The organism is Chitinophaga dinghuensis, assembly GCF_003259435.1.
In the GTDB taxonomy this organism is placed as follows: Bacteria; Bacteroidota; Bacteroidia; order Chitinophagales; family Chitinophagaceae; genus Chitinophaga; species Chitinophaga dinghuensis.
In genome coordinates this window covers 18,620-37,804 of record NZ_QLMA01000012.1, presented here as the reverse complement: position 1 = coordinate 37,804, position 19,185 = coordinate 18,620, and the positions used below count along the sequence as shown (strand labels likewise).

General features: G+C 45.8%; 16 protein-coding genes. 9 read left to right on the top strand and 7 right to left on the bottom strand.

The window, feature by feature from the left end; genetic code table 11:
* The first annotated feature begins 10 nt into the window (after window positions 1-10).
* Both CLV59_RS27545 and CLV59_RS27540 read left to right on the top strand, forming a co-directional pair.
* The gene (locus tag CLV59_RS27545) at window positions 11-2,731 is read left to right on the top strand and encodes a GH116 family glycosyl hydrolase (protein ID WP_111595331.1); all 2,721 of its coding nucleotides are present in this window, start codon (window positions 11-13) and stop codon (window positions 2,729-2,731) included.
* A 25-nt stretch (window positions 2,732-2,756) separates the two neighbouring features.
* The gene (locus CLV59_RS27540) at window positions 2,757-3,182 is read left to right on the top strand and encodes a hypothetical protein (RefSeq protein WP_111595330.1); all 426 of its coding nucleotides are present in this window, start codon (window positions 2,757-2,759) and stop codon (window positions 3,180-3,182) included.
* Between the two features lie 522 nt (window positions 3,183-3,704).
* On the opposite strand, the gene CLV59_RS27530 is transcribed toward CLV59_RS27540, so the two are convergent.
* The 5 genes from CLV59_RS27530 to CLV59_RS27510 all read right to left on the bottom strand — a co-directional run bounded on the left by CLV59_RS27530 (window position 3,705) and on the right by CLV59_RS27510 (window position 9,071).
* The gene (locus CLV59_RS27530) at window positions 3,705-4,562 is read right to left on the bottom strand and encodes a hypothetical protein (RefSeq protein WP_111595328.1); all 858 of its coding nucleotides are present in this window, start codon (window positions 4,560-4,562) and stop codon (window positions 3,705-3,707) included.
* A gap of 14 nt (window positions 4,563-4,576) precedes the next feature.
* Window positions 4,577-6,538, bottom strand: coding sequence for a TonB-dependent receptor (locus CLV59_RS27525; RefSeq protein ID WP_111595327.1), 1,962 nt, complete (start codon window positions 6,536-6,538; stop codon window positions 4,577-4,579).
* A 2-nt stretch (window positions 6,539-6,540) separates the two neighbouring features.
* Window positions 6,541-7,770: a 6-bladed beta-propeller gene (locus tag CLV59_RS27520; RefSeq protein WP_111595326.1), complete on the bottom strand. Its 1,230-nt coding sequence runs from the start codon at window positions 7,768-7,770 to the stop codon at window positions 6,541-6,543.
* Between the two features lie 182 nt (window positions 7,771-7,952).
* On the bottom strand, window positions 7,953-8,477 hold the full coding sequence (locus CLV59_RS27515) for a GNAT family N-acetyltransferase (protein ID WP_111595325.1): 525 nt from the start codon (window positions 8,475-8,477) through the stop codon (window positions 7,953-7,955).
* A gap of 9 nt (window positions 8,478-8,486) precedes the next feature.
* Window positions 8,487-9,071 (bottom strand): histidine phosphatase family protein, encoded by a 585-nt coding sequence (locus tag CLV59_RS27510; RefSeq protein ID WP_111595324.1) that lies wholly within the window; start codon window positions 9,069-9,071, stop codon window positions 8,487-8,489.
* Window positions 9,072-9,169: 98 nt separating this feature from the next.
* Between CLV59_RS27510 and CLV59_RS27505 the strand changes: the two genes are divergently transcribed.
* Together CLV59_RS27505 and CLV59_RS27500 are read left to right on the top strand one after the other, a co-directional pair.
* Window positions 9,170-10,243, top strand: a complete 1,074-nt coding sequence (locus CLV59_RS27505; RefSeq protein WP_111595323.1) for a class I fructose-bisphosphate aldolase — start codon at window positions 9,170-9,172, stop codon at window positions 10,241-10,243.
* 546 nt (window positions 10,244-10,789) lie between these two features.
* A complete protein-coding gene (locus tag CLV59_RS27500; protein ID WP_111595322.1) occupies window positions 10,790-11,017 on the top strand; it encodes a hypothetical protein in 228 nt (75 codons plus the stop codon).
* Window positions 11,018-11,913: 896 nt separating this feature from the next.
* Here the strand turns inward: CLV59_RS27500 and CLV59_RS27490 are convergent.
* Together CLV59_RS27490 and proB are read right to left on the bottom strand one after the other, a co-directional pair.
* Window positions 11,914-13,164: a glutamate-5-semialdehyde dehydrogenase gene (locus CLV59_RS27490; RefSeq protein WP_111595320.1), complete on the bottom strand. Its 1,251-nt coding sequence runs from the start codon at window positions 13,162-13,164 to the stop codon at window positions 11,914-11,916.
* A gap of 11 nt (window positions 13,165-13,175) precedes the next feature.
* Entirely contained in the window at window positions 13,176-14,210 is a 1,035-nt protein-coding gene (gene proB, locus CLV59_RS27485) for a glutamate 5-kinase (protein ID WP_111595319.1), read from the bottom strand.
* An 84-nt stretch (window positions 14,211-14,294) separates the two neighbouring features.
* On the opposite strand from proB, the gene CLV59_RS27480 reads away from it, so the two are divergent.
* The 5 genes from CLV59_RS27480 to CLV59_RS27460 all read left to right on the top strand — a co-directional run bounded on the left by CLV59_RS27480 (window position 14,295) and on the right by CLV59_RS27460 (window position 18,720).
* Entirely contained in the window at window positions 14,295-14,981 is a 687-nt protein-coding gene (locus CLV59_RS27480; RefSeq protein WP_111595318.1) for a response regulator transcription factor, read from the top strand.
* A gap of 1 nt (window position 14,982) precedes the next feature.
* Entirely contained in the window at window positions 14,983-16,350 is a 1,368-nt protein-coding gene (locus tag CLV59_RS27475) for a HAMP domain-containing sensor histidine kinase (RefSeq protein ID WP_111595317.1), read from the top strand.
* A 67-nt stretch (window positions 16,351-16,417) separates the two neighbouring features.
* A complete protein-coding gene (locus tag CLV59_RS27470) occupies window positions 16,418-16,687 on the top strand; it encodes an ArsR/SmtB family transcription factor (protein WP_111595316.1) in 270 nt (89 codons plus the stop codon).
* 372 nt (window positions 16,688-17,059) lie between these two features.
* On the top strand, window positions 17,060-17,806 hold the full coding sequence (locus CLV59_RS27465; RefSeq protein ID WP_111595315.1) for an SDR family oxidoreductase: 747 nt from the start codon (window positions 17,060-17,062) through the stop codon (window positions 17,804-17,806).
* A gap of 164 nt (window positions 17,807-17,970) precedes the next feature.
* Window positions 17,971-18,720 (top strand): SDR family oxidoreductase, encoded by a 750-nt coding sequence (locus CLV59_RS27460; protein ID WP_111595314.1) that lies wholly within the window; start codon window positions 17,971-17,973, stop codon window positions 18,718-18,720.
* Window positions 18,721-19,185: the final 465 nt, after the last annotated feature.

The following is a 19,185-nucleotide window of genomic DNA, read 5'->3' as shown; positions in this document are numbered from 1 at the left end:
CATGTGAACAATGAATCATCAACATGCAAGGAGAGTTTTCCTTAAGCAGGTCGGGTTACTGACTGCTGCCTTGGCATTGACGAAACTCCCGGCAATAGGCCGGCCGCTACTGGTGCCACCACTTCCGACACATAATATTCCCTTTGATAAAAACCTGGATCAGCTATGGGTAAAATCCCTCTATGAAAGAGGTATGCCTACCCGTTACCTGAAAAGTCGCAATGAACTGAAATACCTTGGCATGCCGGTCAGCGGATTGCATAGCGGTACCGTCTATGTTGGCGGGGATGGCCGACTATGGCTATGGCAGATCTATAACGCAAGCATGGAAGGCCAACATGAAGGTATTACAGGGCATACTACCCTCTGGAATGATGGCAGTAGCGAAAGGAAAATTCGCCCCCGCGATGGCGCGGCCTATGTAAATCCGCCACTGGCCAATAATTTCCGGGTACTGGACCAGGGTTTTGCCCTACAGGTACGACTGGGAAATAAGACCATGCTGAAAGAGCTGAATGAAGACAGTTGGGATGAAATCCTATTTGAGCCTACTTATCCTACCGCTACTATTACCTTCCGCAGTGAGGACATACCTGTGAGCGTGCAGATGAAAGTCTATTCTCCGTTCATTCCACTGGACCCGGACAATTCCGCTTTGCCCGCAACCATCTTGCGTATTACTGTTATCAATCATGGTACGCACAGTATGGATGCGAGCATCACCGGCTGGATGGAAAATGGTGCTAATAAGTTATCTGCCGCCAGTGGTAAAGGTTTCCGAAGAAATACACTTATCTCTTCCCCTGAGTGTACCAGTATATTCATGGATTTTGATGCCACCGATACCACTTTGAAAACCATGCCGGATGCTGGATCTGTATGTTTGACCCTTCATGGAAAAGCGAATGGGGCCAATACCGCTTTTAATCCCTGGCCAGTAACAGTACAGGGATGCAATACATTTATAGGCTCCGTTGCCAATATGCCTGCGCCGGAGAAATTAGTGGGCAGTATCCAGGCAGCAGCTACCATTTTACCTGGGGCCAGTTGGCAGACAGATTACAGCATTACCTGGCATTTTAACCATCCACATCCTAAGTTGGTGAAGATGGTGAAAGATGCGGCAGATGGCTACTGGTATGGAAAGCGGTTTACTACTGCATTACAGGTAAGCGAATATATACAGGATAAGTTGGGGTACCTGACGCATACCACCGAGCTATGGGCAAAAACCTGGAATGACAGTACATTACCTCATTGGTTCCTGGAGCGAACTTTCATCAATATTGGTACCCTTGCTACGGCCAACACTTATCGTTTTGCCAGTGGCAGGTTTTGGTCATGGGAAGGTATCGGCGCATGCGGAGGCACCTGCACGCATGTATGGCAATATGCACATAGCATGGCGCGTGTCTTCCCAACGCTGGAACGGGATATGCGCCAACGGGTAGACCTGGGTACCGGCTTTATCCCCGATACAGGCGCGATCCTCTTCCGTGGCGAAAATGAAACCAGACCGGCAATAGATGGCCAGGCAGGAACTATCCTCCGTTTTTACAGAGAACATCAAATGAGTCCGGATAATGCTTTCCTGCAACAGAACTGGCAAGGCATTAAGAAAGCGGTGCTGTTTATGCTGGCACAGGATAAGAATAAAGATGGGATGACGGATACCCCAATGGAAAATACCCTCGATGCAGTGTGGGAGGGAGAGATTGCCTGGATTGTGGGACTCTGTATTGCTGCTGCTGCCGCTGCGGAGCAACTTGCGATAGAAATGAATGATAAAACCTTTGCAAAGATTTGCCGCGACTATGTAGCCAATGGTCGCCGTAATATGGAGCAATACCTGTTTAACGGAGAATATTTTATTCATCGCCCGGATGCAGTGCAGGGCCGCAAGCAACTGGGATCTTACAATACTTGTCATATAGATCAGGTATATGGACAAAGCTGGGCTTTCCAGGTGGGGCTGCCCCGCATACTGGATAAGGAAAAAACGGTGTCGGCATTGCAAGCCCTCTGGAAATATAACTTCACGACTGATGTGGGGCCATATATCAAAACACATACTGGTGGGCGTCCTTATGCCCTTTCCGGCGAAGGAGGCATGATTATGAATACTAATCCTCATAATGAAGCAAATCCTTACGGAGAGAGTGTTACCTGGCAGCTGGGATACTTCCATGAGTGCATGAGCGGTTTTGAACACCAGGTGGCGGCTCATATGATGGCGGAAGGTATGACCGATGAAAGCCTTGTCCTTACCCGCGCTATTCACGACCGGCACCATGGCAGAAAGCGTAATCCTTTCAATGAAATAGAATGCAGTGATCATTATGCCCGTGCCATGGCCAGCTACGGTACTTTTATCAGTGCCTGTGGTTTTACTTGCCACGGCCCGCAGGCAAGTATCGGTTTTGCGCCACGCATACAACAGGAGCAGTTCAAGGCCGCATTCACCGCACCGGAAGGGTGGGGCACTTATTCCCAATCCCTTACTACCAACGGCCAGCAGCATAGACTGGAATTGGCTTTTGGAAAACTGACATTACAAACGTTGCATGTGAACATGATAAGATTTGTAATCCCTAAGCGTATAACCGTGACCGTGAATGGAACGAATAAAACCCTTAAGTACAGGTTAAATGGGGACCAGCTGGTTATCGACTTCCTACAGGCGTTCACGTTAGGAGTTGCAGATAAATTACACGTGGAAGTAATTTGCTAACTTTGACTTGAAAAAATATATCCGAATGAAATGGTCTTTCAAGCCCTATATGCTCTTTTATGTACTGGCGCTGATAAGTCTGGTAATGGGCTTAACAGGAAGTAAGCAGTTAACAGATTTTCATATCTACGATACTTATTATCTTATTCCTTTCTCATCAATTTTGGTTGTATTGGCCATTTTTTTGATGATATGCGGTATTGTGTATATGTTGCTGGATAAAGTAATGTACTCCCGTAAGTTAAGCTGGTGGCATATTGTAGGCACCATGCTATTGATTACTGTTAAAATGTTATTGGATGCATATGCCTCCAGCTTTCATCAAAATCATTCTCTCAACGATTCCCTCGGCTACCTCTTGCTAAGGAATATCTTGTTAGTCTGGATGATTTTATTGTGGCAGCTCATTTTTCCTTATAATGTGATACGGGGCTGGTTGAACAAAGCATAATGCCGATGAAGTTATCTATAAAACCATATTACCTGTTTTTCTTGTTGGCGGGTTGCAGTTATTTTGCTGCCCTGGTTAGTTTCCTGGGAAATACATACTGGCACTGGAATGATCGTGGTCTAAATGATTATATACCTATGCTTTTTTGTATCCTCGCCATATTTATTTCCTGTTGTGGCGCTGCATATTTATTGGTAGATAAGGTGGTCTATTCACGGCGGATTAGTTGGTGGCATATTTGGGGTACAATGGCATTAATAGTGTTGGATCTAATGTTCGAACGGAGAAACCGACATTTCCATATTGCCTATACCAATGATTTTGACTATGCTATCGCACTAATGAAGGCATATTATCTTACTTTCCTAGTATTTTTATGGCAATTACTTTTCCCCTATAATGTAATTCGGGGCTGGTGGCAAAGAATCCGACCTCTCTTCAAATAAAAGAAAAGCAGACTATATTAAAAAGACCATGGCATCGCAGATGTCATGGTCTTTTTAATATAGCTTCTGGCGCCTGCTATTTGCCTGTTGGATGTTTGCCAAACATTCGCGGATAGTAAGCGATGGTACACATAAAGAATTGTTGCATCACATTAGTCGTATTGGTGGTAATAAAGTTCTGCGCCGTAGTATTGGTAATGCCCTTGTTTTGATGAAGGATATCATATGCCGCCAATCTGATTTCGGCATTCTTTCCTTTCAGGAAGCGATAGTTCGCACTCATAGACCAATTGGTGAAACGTACGCCCTGTGTGCCGGAATTGGTATTGGTATTGCGGTCTACATCCGAATAAAGCGTAAACGATTTATTGATATACCAGGTAGCTAATAGTCGGAGCGAATTGTTGAGTGCCTCGCTGTTCGTATTGCGGAAGTTCTGTTGGGATTTAGACGCAGTCAGACTTTCCGTTACTCTCAGTATAAATTTGCTTTGCAGCTCATAGCCAATGGACAGCGTTCCTGCATATGATTGTGATTTTAATTCACTGTTCACATTATTCACAAATGCGGGCGTACTGTTCAAATTTACACTGGCAGAAGGTTCGATCGTGTACATCACTTTCCCCAGTTTGACGCCTTTACGCATATTGGCGGTAAAGGTACCGGAACGCACATTGTTGACATTTACAAGGTATCGGCGGACTTTCCCATCATCTGTATAAATGCTACTGTCGCCGATCGCATTGTTAGTACGATTAATGTTGATGTAGAAATTGTAGTTAGATGGGTTGGGAGATTGCAGTTTGTTGGAACTGAAGCTGAGGGATAATTCCTGCGTGCGTCCTTCATTTAACCTTGCATTTCCATACTGCTGGAACAATACATAGCTACTATCGATCAATGGCGCCAATTGCGTAACAGAAGCATATCTCATCCGTTGAACAAAGCTCAGCGTTGCATAGGTAGACTGCGATCAATCAGGTAATTATTATAGGAAATAGATCCGTGTGGAATAAAGTTGTTATACCTTCTGGATATATTCTGGAAAGATTTTTCTGAACTATTTTGCATGTAAAAAAACTCCTCTTTCAGCACAAAGGAGAAATTGAGGGATCTGTAATAGCGGTTCACAAAATTTCTGCTGATACTTTTGCTGAACTCCAGTGCAGGCATTTCCTTTACCTGCAACAGATCCGATTTATTAGTCAGATAACTGTTAGCTGTATACGTTTTATGCGCAGTATCATAGTCCTGTACAGCGGCATTGTTTCTTTCCGTTGAAACAGAGATATAGTTATAGGCATAGACAGAAACTGGCAATAGCTTACCCTTTTTTAGCAGTTGGGATAAATCGCCAAACTTGGAATCCAGATTATGGCTCATCGCATTCTTGTGGGTATCGTAACGGCGATTATAGTAGTTGTCCTGTTTATTGTCCAGGAAAGAATGGAAATTGGTAACGCTGTTGTTGATCGCATCGTTAGAAGAGGATTGGAAGCGATAATCCTGCGTGGTCATTAAAGTACTTTTGCCACCAGGTTTGTAGACCGGTCTCTTCATGAAATGGAGATTCACATCTGCCTGTTTACTATCATTTGTACCAAATGATTCGTTGACGTTCTGACTTACATCTCCCGCGGAAGAGCTGCTGGTATTAGTTTTGCTGGAAGACTGATTCCGCATATTGGAAAAATTAACCGTTGGCGCTAATGAAAATTCATAGCTTTGGGCTCTTCTTTCATATTTGCCATTCCCATCCAGTCTTTTAACCCAGTTGATATTCCTGCTGTTACTATTACTTACTTGTTGCCCTTGTTCCAGCAGCGTTATCTGGTTACGGGTACTATTGACATGTGTGGTGAGGTCATCGTACTTGGCGTTACCTTCTATTGCATGCTTATTATCGTAGTCATTGGCCCCGTCATTGAAATCATGCCGGAGGATGAAGCCGCCCGATTTGGTTTGCTGAACGCCGGATGAATTGAAATTAGGCCGGTAGGAGGCAAGCCCGGAAAATGTTTTGTAAGATCCGTTATCAATCAATGAACTGATACTGCCAGCAGATTTATTGATATTGTTCAGGGCCCCTGCCACAGCGAACTGAGTATGTTTATTAAAGAGGCTAAACATTACGTCCGACTCGTATCTCCCGTCAGTACCGCCTCCGGCGGCTACTTTACCAAATTTCCCCATCTTCCATTCCTTCTTGAGCTTAATATTGATATCCGTGATGGAGTCTCTCACAGGCGAGGAAGGATCTTTCTCATGCTGATAGACCTGGATTTTATCCACCGCCTGTTTAGGGATATTCTGTAATGCCATATTCACACTACCTCCAAAGAACTCTTTCCCATCTATCAGTACTTTATTGACTGGCCGGCCATTTACAGTAATAACGCCATCTCCCCAGATGGTAACGCCTGGGAGTCGCTTGAAAAGATCTTCAATCACCGCATTGGAATCCAGTTTGAATGCATCTGCATTGAATTCCAGGGTGTCTCCATTCAGCTCCACCGGTGGCCGGGTGACTACTACATCTTTCAAAGTATGAGCGCCACGCTCCATATTTATCTTTTTCAGATCCTTGTCTTTGGTATCGGCTGGAATTTTGGTGTAGATGACGGCCGACTTATAACCCATGAAGCTCACTACTACTTTCAGTGGTAGGTTAACAGGGACCTTGGCTATACGAAAATCACCGAATCCGTCTGTCAGCTGAAAGGTGATCAGGCTGGAATCCGCCGCTTTGTAAACCGCGATGGTAGCAGATGGTAGTACATAATCGTATACAGAGTCCATCACATTGCCATGAAGGGTACCGAGCGGAATAGTATCTTTTTGCTGTGCATGCGAGGTCGTTTGCAACAGCAGTATGCCGAGCAGAAAGGGAATAAACAGGATGTACTTCATGGTTAGAATTTATCTTTGAACTTAAACATGACGATGACAGGATTGTCGGAAGATTTACCCTTGGAAAAATATTGTTGTAACGCCGGTGGATATACGACTTTGCGTGCTGCTTTATTCGCTTCATAAGCGTTGAACATCACATTGGATGGATGTGACACATAGCAGTAATCATCCTGTACGCAATGGAAACCACCCCGGCTCCAACCAGTAGAAGTAGCCACAGGCAAGAAATATGTGCTACTGTCGGACGTAATTTTCTCCATACAGAACAGCGTGTTTGATTGGAGATTATATGCAAACGAATTGTTGGTATCGTTCCACATGTCATAGGAGAGCAGTCGGAATAACAGGATGTTTTTTACATCTGTGATGTAGCCTGCGCCATAGATAGTGTTCTTGTTTTTTTGTAAAAACTCAATGCGTTTATTGTCCAGTGTGGTGTCTGTGCCAAATCCGGGCGGAAGCGTCATACTCATGGGATAAACCACCTTGAAGGCTACAGTGGCCGTGTCGCTGGATATCCGATGGATAACGTCGGAATATACCTTGTTGTAATAAACGTATTCCTTGCTATTCGTAGGTGTCAGCTGCACGATGCCTTGAGAGTAAAAGAAATCTGTAGATATTAATGCTTTATGCAAATGTATGGGCAGGAATTGGTTCGTGCGGATGGTGTCTTTGTACACCTCAAATTCATGCATGATGGTATCCTTTTTATCCCGCGATACGAAGTTGTGGGATAGCACCTTTCCATCTTTAAATCGGGTATTGTATGCAATGATATATTTACTGTCCAGTTTTTCCCGCTTTAATTCTTTGCCATCAAAATCGCAGATGATGCGTAGTGATTTATTGAACTGATAGTAAACGATGGTGTTTTTCTCCCGGTCTACAGTCATGCCGCCAATGGAGCCAGGCCAGCCATATTGTGCCATTTTTCCGCCGGCCATTTTTGCATGGAACTTACCATTTTTTTCAAAGATGAGAATGGCATTGGTGGTTTCATCAGAAATGATGAAATACTTTTCTGTAACCTCCATGGTATTGATTTTCCCAAACAGGCTTTCTTTGGTAGTTTCCAGCGGGATGTATTGCACATCTTCATAGACCTTACTACTGGTGCCGCCTCTGGCAGTATTCGGATCTATGCGCAGTACGCGCTCCTGGGCATGCAAGGTCAATGCAGCACAGCATAACAGGACAATCCCTGTGAGGGGAAAAAGGTGACGCATAAGTAGAATATAAGGATGTTTAGCTTGGGTCGACAGCAAGATGTTTATTGTTCACTGTGCAATTGCTCTTATTTTGGCTGATTTGTTATTCTCGCTATCTGTATCCTATTCATTCAAAATTAATACCAGCCGGCTATTTTTGAGCGTATTTTTTTGACTGGATAAGTAGGGGGAGACACGGTTCAGATGAGCCGCAGCTGATAATGCATTTCTTCGTGTATGCCTTCACGTGATATGTCCTTAAAACCATGTTTAAGTAAGGATTGGATGGAGCGTTGGTTTTCTGTAGCTACGGTAGCGAGGATCAGTTGTGCCTTCATCTTGTCAAAAACGAACTGTATCACGGCGTGCATGGCTTCGTGCATGATTCCTTTACCTTGCCAGGAGGGGTGTAGTTCATATCCGATTTCCACGCTGTGATTGTCCAGATCGAAATTATAAAGGCAAATGGTGCCAATTACGTGTAGGTCTTCCCGTGAGGCGATGCCCCAGTAGAGGCCTTCCGCATTGGCTATTCCATTATTGACGGCGGTGATAAACTGTTGTGCCGCTATGAGGTCTTTGGTGGGTTCTCTATCAAGATAGCGGTTCACGGCTTCATTGGAACGAAGTGCGAGAATAGCTTTATCATCCGTGGGTTCTAACTCACGAAGCACCAGTCGCGTGGTGGTTAAAAGGGGAAATGGATAAAAGTCTGTTTTTAACATAAAGAGATATTATTCTTCCAAATGCGTAACGCTGTTGTAAAGATGGCAACTCCAGCTATTATCTGAATGCAGTAGCTCGGTAACGGCCGTATTTTTTAGCATTATCTGATGTGGCGCCTCTGGAACGAGGTGACTGATCAATTTACGAATAAAACCGCCATGACTGACAATTAAAATATTCTTGCCTGCATGTTCGGCCAGCAGGTCATCGAGGAAAGATACTCCGCGGGCGATTATATCTGGTGTGGTTTCCACCCCCAGGTCCATCAGTTTCCAGTCGTTGCCCCATTGTGCAATGCGTTCTGCTTCAGTGGTTCCTTCGATGAGTCCGCCGCCGGCTTCGCGCAGACGGGCATCTTCCATCAGTGTATGCGGATGAGTTATAGCAGCAGCAACAATACTGGCAGTTTCTTTTGCCCGTTGAAGGTGACTGCTGTATACGAGGTCCCAGGGACCTTCTGTCAATCGTTGTCCCAGTTTGCGGGCCTGATCTCTTCCTTCATCATCCAGGGGAATATCTGAATGTCCTTGTAATCTGCCGGCTTTATTCCAGGCAGTAGTTCCATGTCGAATAATGGCTATACGTGTAGTCATATCTGTCTAAAAAATATGTATGCGCTGCAAAGATAAAAAATGATCATGGTAGGTTCGGGTACAAATGGTTAAATTTAGTAAGCCAAAAAAGTTATGTTATGTTATCCTTGGAAAAAATCAGCGAATTACTGGGAAAAGAGAGTGAGTTGCTGTTGCAGCATACTAGCAGTACGATTGATAAATCCCTGTTGCATCTTCCCGGTCCCGAGACGGTAAATGAGATCTATGGTCCTTCCAGTCGTAATCCCCAGGTATTGCGGAGTTTGGGTCAGCTTTTCGGCAGTGGTCGCCTGGCCAATACTGGCTATATGTCTATTCTGCCGGTGGATCAGGGGGTAGAACATAGTGCCGGTGCTTCATTTGCCAAGAATCCTGTTTATTTCGATCCGGAAAACATTGTAAAATTGGCCATAGAAGGCGGCTGTAATGCCGTTGCTTCCACCTTTGGGGTACTGGCGTCCGTATCGCGGAAATATGCCCATAAGATCCCCTTTCTGGTGAAAATAAACCATAATGAGCTGCTCACATATCCTAACCACTTTGACGAAGTATTATTTGGTACGGTAGAAGAGGCCTGGAACCTGGGAGCAATGGCCGTAGGTGCTACCATCTATTTCGGTTCCGAGAATTCTGATCGTCAGCTGGTGGAAATAGCCCATGCTTTTGAAAGGGCTCATGAGTTGGGTATGGCAACTGTACTTTGGTGTTACCTGCGCAATGATGCCTTCAACAAAGATGTAGATTATCATTTAGCAGCAGATCTTACCGGCCAGGCCAATCATCTTGGCGTAACGATCCAGGCAGATATTATCAAACAAAAACTACCTGAAGTAAACGGTGGCTATAAAGCATTGAATACAGGTACATCCAGTTATGGTAAACTGGATGAGCGTATCTATACGCAACTCACCTCCGATAATCCGATTGATCTCTGTCGCTACCAGGTGGCCAATTGTTATATGGGCAGAATGGGATTAATCAATTCTGGCGGCGCCTCCAAAGGAGCCGAAGACCTGGCAGACGCAGTACGTTCCGCAGTAGTGAATAAACGCGCCGGCGGGGCAGGACTCATCTCCGGCCGCAAAGCCTTCCAGCGCCCCATGGCAGACGGGGTTGCGCTCCTAAACGCTATCCAGGACGTGTACTTAAATAAAGAAATTACTGTCGCGTAGGTTTTTTTCACGCAAAGGCGCAAAGAAATGCGCAAAGAGGCAAAGGCGCCTGCGGCGCAGAGCGGATGTTTTTTTCTCGCAGAGCAGCAAAGCAGCAATGCAGCAAAGGATTATGTAGTATTTTTTTGATTGTTGTTTGGCAAGAATTATTAATTAAATGCAATAAAATTTACAGCAAAACATAATCAACTGCTGCTTTGCTGGTTCACGCAAAGGCGCAAAGAAATGCGCAAGGTCGCAAAGGTGCCTGCGGCGCAGAGCGGATGTTTTTTTCTCGCAGAGCAGCAATGCAGCAAAGGATTATGTAGTATTTTTTTTGATTGTTGTTTGACCAGAATTATTAATTAAATGCAATAAATTTTACAGCAAAACATGATCAACTGCTGCTTTGCTGGTTCACGCAAAGGCGCAAAGAAATGCGCAAAGAGGCAAAGGCGCCTGCGGCGCAGAGCGGATGTTTTTTTCTCGCAGAGCAGCAAAGCAGCAATGCAGCAAAGGATTATGTAGTATTTTTTTGATTGTTGTTTGGCAAGAATAATTAATTAAATGCAATTAATTTTTACAGCAAGACATGATCAACTGCTGCTTTGCTGGTTCACGCAAAGGCGCAAAGAAATGCGCAAAGAGGCAAAGGTGCCTGCGGCGCAGAGCGGATGTTTTTTTCTCGCAAAGCAGCAATGCAGCAATGCAGCAAAGGATTATGTAGTATTTTTTTTGATTGTTGTTTGGCCAGAATTATTAATTAAATGCAATAAAATTTACAGCAAAACATAATCAACTGCTGCTTTGCTGGTTCACGCAAAGGCGCAAAGAAATGCGCAAAGAGGCAAAGGTGCCTGCGGCGCAGAGCGGATGTTTTTTTCTCGCAGAGCAGCAAAGCAGCAAAGGATTATGTAGTATTTTTTTTGATTGTTGTTTGACCAGAATTATTAATTAAATGCAATAAATTTTACAGCAAAACATAAACGACTGTTGCTTTGCTGCCTTGCTGCTCTGCGAGCAAAAACTTAGAGCAAGTACCCCAGAGGGTTGTTGCGGGCTTAAACAAACAACAAAACACAATCCTTTGCCCCTTAGCGCCTTTGCGAGAAACCGAACCGCACCAATCCCCAACAAAACATAATCAACTGCTGCTTTGCTGCCTTGCTGCTCTGCGAGCAAAAACCTAGAGCAAGTACCCCAGAGGGTTGTTGCGGGCTTAAACAAATAACAAAACACAATCCTTTGGCCCTTAGCGCCTTTGCGAGAAACCGAACCGCTCTAATCCCCAACAAAACATAATCAACTGCTGCTTTGCTGCCTTGCTGCTCTGCGAGCAAAAACCTAGAGCAAGTACCCCAGAGGGTTGTTGCGGGCTTAAACAAACAACAAAACACAATCCTTTGCCCCTTAGCGCCTTTGCGAGAAACAGCGCCGCACCAATCCCCAACAAAACACAATCACTGCTGCTTTGCTGCCTTGCTGCTCTGCGAGCAAAAACCTAGAGCAAGTACCCCAGAGGGTTGTTGCGGGCTTAAACAAACAACAAAACACAATCCTTTGCCTCTTAGCGCCTTTGCGAGAAACAGCGCCGCTCCAATCTCCCAACAAAACACAATCACTGCTGCTTTGCTGCCTTGCTGCTCTGCGAGCAAAAACCTAGAGCAAGTACCCCAGAGAGCAGAAGGAACTTATTCGCGTATCTGCCCATCGCCATGAACAAACCATTTCTCTGTGACCAGTTTCTCTAATGCAAATGGTCCGCGTGCATGCAGCTTCTGTGTGGAGATGCCTATTTCGGCGCCAAGGCCGAACACGCCACCGTCAGTGAATCGCGTAGAGGCGTTCACGTAAACAGCGGCTGCGTCTACTGTATTCAGAAATAATTCGCCTACAGCCACATCTTTGGTGATAATGGCTTCAGAGTGTTTGGAGGAATATGTTTGTATGTGATTTAATGCAGCTGCAATATTGTCTACTACTTTTACGGAGCATTTCAGTGAAAGGAATTCTCTGCCAAAATCCTCTTCAGTGGCGGGATGGAGTTGTGGGTATCCTGCTTCCTTTAATAAAGTAAATGCTAACGGTTCTGCATATACGTCGACGTGATAAGCGGCAAGTTGTGGAGTGAGGATGCGTAGGAAATCCGCTGCCACGGCTTTGTCTACCAGTACGGTATCTAATGCATTACATACGGAAGGACGGGAAACCTTTGCATTGGTAACGATCTTTGCGGCCTGTTCCAGATCAGCGGTTTGTTCTATGTAGGTATGACATACGCCTGCGCCGGTTTCTATAACCGGTACTTTAGAATTAGCTCTTACAAAGTCGATCAGCTGCTGCGAGCCGCGAGGGATAATGATATCGATGTATTTAACGGCGGTCAGCATGGCTGTGACCAGACTCCTGTCTGTTGGTAATAACTGTACGGCATGAATGGAGGTGTGGAATGCGGCCAGTTGTTCCTGGATGATATTCACCAGAATGGTATTGGTATGCAGGGCATCAGAACCTCCTCTCAGTACGCAAACGTTTCCAGAGCGGATGCAGAGTGCTGCCACATCTACGGTTACATTGGGGCGGGATTCATAAATAACGCCTACTACTCCCAGTGGCACCGTTTTCTTCTGAACCAGCAAACCGTTGTCCAGTTTTCTTTCCAGGAGTAATACATTCGCGGGGTCGGGGAGTTTTGCAATATCGTGTAAGCTATCTGCCAGCGCTTTTATTCGTGCGCTGTTGAGCATGAGTCGGTCTTTTTTGGGGTCCTCGTCCGGCATTTTGTCGAGGTCCAGTTGATTGGCGGCCATGATGTCTGCGGTACGTGACAGCAAAGCATCTGCGAGGGCGTTTAGTAACGCCTGGCGTTTATCATCCGACAGTTGCCGGAGTGCTGGAGCTGCCTGCCTAGCCTGTTCCAGTAAAGGTTGAATCGTTTGCATAACAGCGTTATTTACAGCAGCACGATATCGTCTGCATGTGCCACTTCTGTATTTTGTTGCTTACCGTGTTTTTCCAGCGTATCGGAAGATAGTCTGGCTCTCCCCACGGCAACGGCTATATTATTTTCGTTGACCATCTCTATCACTTCTCCGCCTTCAAATTTTTCCAGTATTTCTTTTACACCTACCGCGAGCAGGCTATGACGTTTTAGGATAGCCTCCTGAGCGCCGGAGTCTATCAATACTCTGCCGGTTACCAAACTGCCGCTGGCCAGCCATTTACGACGGGCAGGCATGCTGCATGGTTGGGGCAAACAGAGGGTGCCAGTTTTTTCCGCAATGGCATTCAGGATACCATCCTGGGTACGGATGCCGAATATCACTACCTTTATGCCCATTCGGGTAGCCAGTCGGGCGAAGGTAAGTTTGGATACCATTCCTCCTAATCCCAGTGCTGATTTTTCTTTATCGGCCAATCCTAATGCAGCCTGGTCGATAATATCTATCTTCGGGACCACTTTTCCATCGCGGTCCAGTACGCCCGCAACGGAAGTGCTGAACAGCAGGAGGGAAGCGCCGAAGCCCACTGCTATGAGGGTGGCCAGTTCATCGTTATCGGAGAATTTCAGCTCCGTGTCGCTGACAACATCGTTTTCATTTGCGATGGGAATAATATTGCTGGCCCATAGTTCTTCGTAAGTACGTTTAAGTTGCAGAAACCGTTCCCTGTCTGAGAAGTGGTTGCGTTCACAAAGACTTTGTGCCACCGCGATATTATACGGGGCGAAATAGCGGCTGTATTTATTAAGTAGCAGCGGGTTGCCGATGGCGGCAGCTGCTTTTCGTTCACTGATGGTACCGGAGTATTGTAGCAGGAACTGTTTTCCTGCTGCTACCGCACCGGAAGATACCAGTACGATATGGTATTGGGCATGCAATTCCGCTACCTGACGGGCGATGCCGGCAAGCACCGTTTCATCCAGATCTCCGTTTTCCCGGGTGATGGATGCTGTTCCAAATTTGATGACAAGTATTGGTTTGCTCACTTTGTTAGAAATTTGACAACAAAAGTAGTTCAATGGTGTGAGAAATTACAACATTATTGGATATTGGTTGAAATATAACTATATATGGTTAGGATATTGGTAATTGAAGACGAAGAAAGGGTTGGAACGCTGATCCGCAGAGGATTAGAAGAGCAGGAATATGAAGTGACGCTGGCGCGAGACGGCAATGCCGGCTTGAAACTGGCGCTCACAGGGGAGTTTGAACTGGTGATCACAGATATTATCCTGCCGGGAGTAGACGGATTGTCTATCAGTCGGCAAATCCGGGATGCCTTGCCCGAGATGCCCATTCTGATGCTTACAGCCCTGGGTACTACAGACGATAAGGTGGAAGGCTTTGATGCCGGCGCAGACGATTACCTCGTAAAACCCTTTGATCTGCGGGAGTTGCTGGTGCGTATCCGCGCGCTCCTCAAGCGGCATACCGTAACGCAGCCGCCAGTAGCAGCAACACAGTTCCAATATGCAGATCTGCAGCTGGATCTGCGCACCAAAACCGTTACCAGAGGGGGCAAAGAGATCAGTCTGACTCCTAAGGAATTCCGACTATTGGAATACCTAATGCAAAACAAAGAGCGTGTCATCTCCCGGGCAGAAATAGCCGAAAACGTATGGGATACCCATTATGACACAGGAACTAACTTTATTGACGTTTATATCAATTATCTTAGAAAGAAAATTGACAAGGAATATTCCTTAAAACTGATTCATACCAAAACTGGTATGGGTTTCATTTTTAAAGCAGGATAAAATGAAAATCCGAACGCGGCTGACATTCCTGTTCTCCGGCATCACGGCAGCAATACTGCTGTTGCTGGTCACAGCCATCTACATTTCGTATGCCCGGGACCGTGAGGATGACTATTACAAGAACCTTCGGCAACAGGCTGTCACCAAAGCCAATCTGTTGTTTGATGCCGGCATCGACCCGCATGTATTACAGCTGATCTACCGAAACAGCTCCAGCACCCTCTCCCAGGAAGAAGTGGCTATTTACGACACTGATCTACACTTGTTGTATCATGATGCCGTGGATATTGATAAAGTGAAGGAGACGCCAGGTATGCTGGAAAAAATTAAACAGCAGAAAGAAATTGTATTCAAGCAGGATCAGTTACAGGTAGTGGGATTTACCTATTCCCATCAAAATAAAACCTACCTGATTACAGCAGTGGCAGAGGATGAATATGGATTAGCCAGACTCCGAAACCTTGGGTATATCCTTGCTTTCTCCTATCTGATTGCTGTGTTGTGTATTATCATAGCGGCTCGTTTCTTCGCGCGTAAGGCGCTGAAACCTGTGTCAGATATGGTAGACAGGGTAGAGGAGATTACAGCCACCAACCTGGATTTGCGGGTGCCTGAGGGAAATGGTACCGATGAAATGGCAGAGTTGGCTATTACCTTCAACCAAATGCTCGATCGCCTGGAGCAGTCGTTCGATGCGCAGAAACAATTCGTTTCCAATATTTCCCATGAGTTACGTACCCCGCTAACGGCCATGATGGCGGAGTTAGAGATCTCCGCTTCCCGGGAAAGGCCGGCAGCAGAGTATTTGCAAAGCATGCATCATGCTATATCAGATGCGAGGCAGCTGGTAAAGCTCTCCAATAGCCTGTTAGACCTGGCTAAGGCCAGCTATGATCCTGCAGAGATCAACTTCAAGCCGATGCGACTGGACGAGCTGTTGATGGAAGCCCGGGATGAAGTCCTGAAAGCCTTTCCGTTTTACAGGATCAATGTCAATTTCGAAGAACCACAGGAAGAAGAAGATTATTTGTCTGTAGAAGGGAATGCTTATTTATTGAAGGTGGCTTTCGTTAACCTGATGGAGAATGGTTGTAAGTTCTCCGCTTCTCATGAAATGGGGGTGGTGGTGACCTGGTTCAAGGAATACACTATTCTGCGGTTTATCGATGATGGGGTAGGGATTTCCAAACAGGACCTGCCGAATATATTTACGCCGTTTTATCGGGGCGGGAATGGCCAGTATGCCGATGGTAATGGGATAGGGCTCTCGCTGGCAGCGAGAATTGTGAAGCTACACAAGGGAACGATCAGCGTGGTGTCTAAGGTGGGGCAGGGAACAACTTTTACGGTGGAGTTTACCCATGTCTGACCGTAGGTCTAAAAAAAAAATTCATTGAAAAATTTCGATATTTCGAAAAAGGATCTATATTTGCATCATGGATTTGGGATTAATTGAAAAAGCAGCCAATGCCATTGCGGACAAGCACCGGTTATCCATCCTGATGGAGATCGCTAAGAAGGGAAGCATGGCTTGTGGCGACATGTGTGGACTGTGTTGTTTATCTCAGCCTACGATATCTCACCATGTGAAGATATTGACGGATAGTGGCGTTCTGAACGCTACGAAGAACGGACGTGTGCTGGAATTGACCGTGAATAAGGAGATGATGAAGCAACTGTCTATGTTCTTTCTGAAATTGAGCTGATATGTGCGCTCCTGGCGGCATCCGGCTTTTTTTATCCGCTAAAATATTGATTGTTTTAAATGTATAGATATGGGGAGATGTAAATCCCTTTTTTTAAATGTTTAAACATCGAAACTTTTAAATAAATCAAAGAGACAACAGCAATCTTACTTTCAGCACGGGCGCTGAGGATAAAGATTTTGGGATAACGGTTAGTACAATAAATAATGAAGGCGCTTTCCCGGCACGGGCGCGGGGAAAGCGCAACCTTCAGGACTTTCCTTAAATAAAAACTGTCAGTAACGCGTACTGCGGGTATTATTTAAGTCTTAATAACAACATGTAACGCTTAAAAGGATTTCGGCCTGTAGCCAAAGCAGTAACTGGTATCATATGACAAAGAAACAACAGACAGTAGTTATCACAGGAGGAAACAGTGGGATAGGATATGCCACAGCAGAAGAATTTTTAGGTAGAGGATATCGGGTATTGATAACAGGCAGAAATCCTGCAGCGATACAGGAAGCTGTGCACCAGCTGGGATTTCCGGCGGAAGGTTTTATGGCGGATCAGCGTTCACTGGAAGATACACAAAGACTGGCAGAGTACATCCGGTCCCGCTATGGCAAGATAGACGTGCTCATTATCAATGCCGGCGTTGGGAAATTCGGACCATTCGAAGCAACAACAGAAGAACTATTTGACGAAGTAATGGACATTAATTTCAAAGGGGCGTTTTTCACTACGCAGCAATTGCTGCCACTGATGAACGAAGGCGCCAGTATTGTGTTTCTTTCTTCCAGTAATGCCGAAGGTGGAATGCCAGGAGCGGCAGTACATTCGGCGAGCAAGGCAGCCATTAACTCTCTTGCCCGCACCTTGTCCCGGGAGCTTGCCCCTAAAGGAATAAGAGTGAATGCTATTGTTCCAGGTCCGGTAGACACGCCTATTCTCCAGAAAGCAGGTTTGGGGGAGGATGCCCTCGCGCATATGGCTGGCCGCATCCCACTCGGTAGAGTGGCCGTGCCCGCGGAAATAGCCAAACTCGCAGGTTTCATCACTTCACAGGATGCTGCTTTCATCACAGGGGCAGCAATTAATATAGACGGTGGATTCGCTGTACACCCACTGGCCGGTTAAAAATAATAACCCTGTACAGTCATTCATTATTTTCTGCCCCAACAGACTGACTTCATTCATTAACCCTGAAAACTGACTTCATCCATTGGCTTGCTCCTCCCATCTTACAGCGCAGTTGCGCTTTTATTTATCATCCATATATTGAAACTTTTAAATAAATCGAAATGAGTAATTATCAAGATAAAACGGTGGTAGTCACCGGCGGCAACAGCGGAATAGGATTTGCAACAGCAGAAGAATTTTTGAAGAAAGGGTATGGCGTACTCATTACAGGCAGAAACCCTGACGCGGTGAAGAAAGCCGTACAACAGCTGGGAGAGCCAGCAGCTGGATTTACAGCAGACCAGCAAAGCCTGGACGACTCCCAGCAACTGGCGGAGTATATCCGTAACCGTTACGGTAAAATTGATGTGTTATTCATTAATGCGGGCGTAGGCAAATTTGCCAGCTTCCAGGATACAGATGAAGACAACTTCGATACCACGATGGATATCAACTTCAAAGGGGCATTCTTCACTGCGCAATATCTGCTGCCGTTGATTAAAGAAGGTGGATCTATCATATTCCTGTCCTCCATCAATGCATACGTAGGTATGCCTGGAGCATCGGTATACAGCGCCAGTAAGGCCGCGCTGAACTCTCTTGCCAGAACCCTTTCCAGAGAACTGGCGCCAAGGAATATTCGTGTAAATGCAGTCAATCCGGGTCCTATTCAGACCCCTATATTCGATAAAGCCGGCGTCCCTGCAGAAGCGGTGGAACAATTCAGTAGCTTGGTACCATTGAAACGCGTAGGCCAACCTGCTGAAGTAGCCAAACTCGTCACCTTCCTGGCTTCAGATGATGCTAGCTTCATCACTGGATCAGAAGTGAATGTAGATGGCGGTTTCGCCGTGCACCCGCTGGCTGGTTGATTTTTTCACGCAAAGGCGCAAAGAAATGCGCAAAGAGGCAAAGGCGCCTTCGGCGCAGAGCGGATTGTTTTGGCTCGCAAAGCAGCAAGGCAGCAAAGCAGCAAAAGCGCCTGCGGCGCAGAGCGGATTGTTTTAGCTCGCAGAGCAGCAAGGCAGCAAAGCAGCAAAAAGCGCCTGCGGCGCAGAGTGGATTGTTTTAGCTCGCAAAGCAGCAAAGGATTATGTAGTATTTTTTTTGATTGATGTTTGGCCCGAATTATTAATTAGATGCGATTAGTTTCAACAACAAAACATAATCAACTGCTGCATTGCTCCCTTGCAGCTCTGCGAGCCCAAATCGAAAGCAAGTACCCCAGAGGGTTGTTGCGGGCTTAAACAAACAACAAAACACAATCCTTTGCCTCTTTGCGCCTTTGCGAGAAACAGCACCGCTTAGATCCTCAACAAAACATAATCAACTGCTGC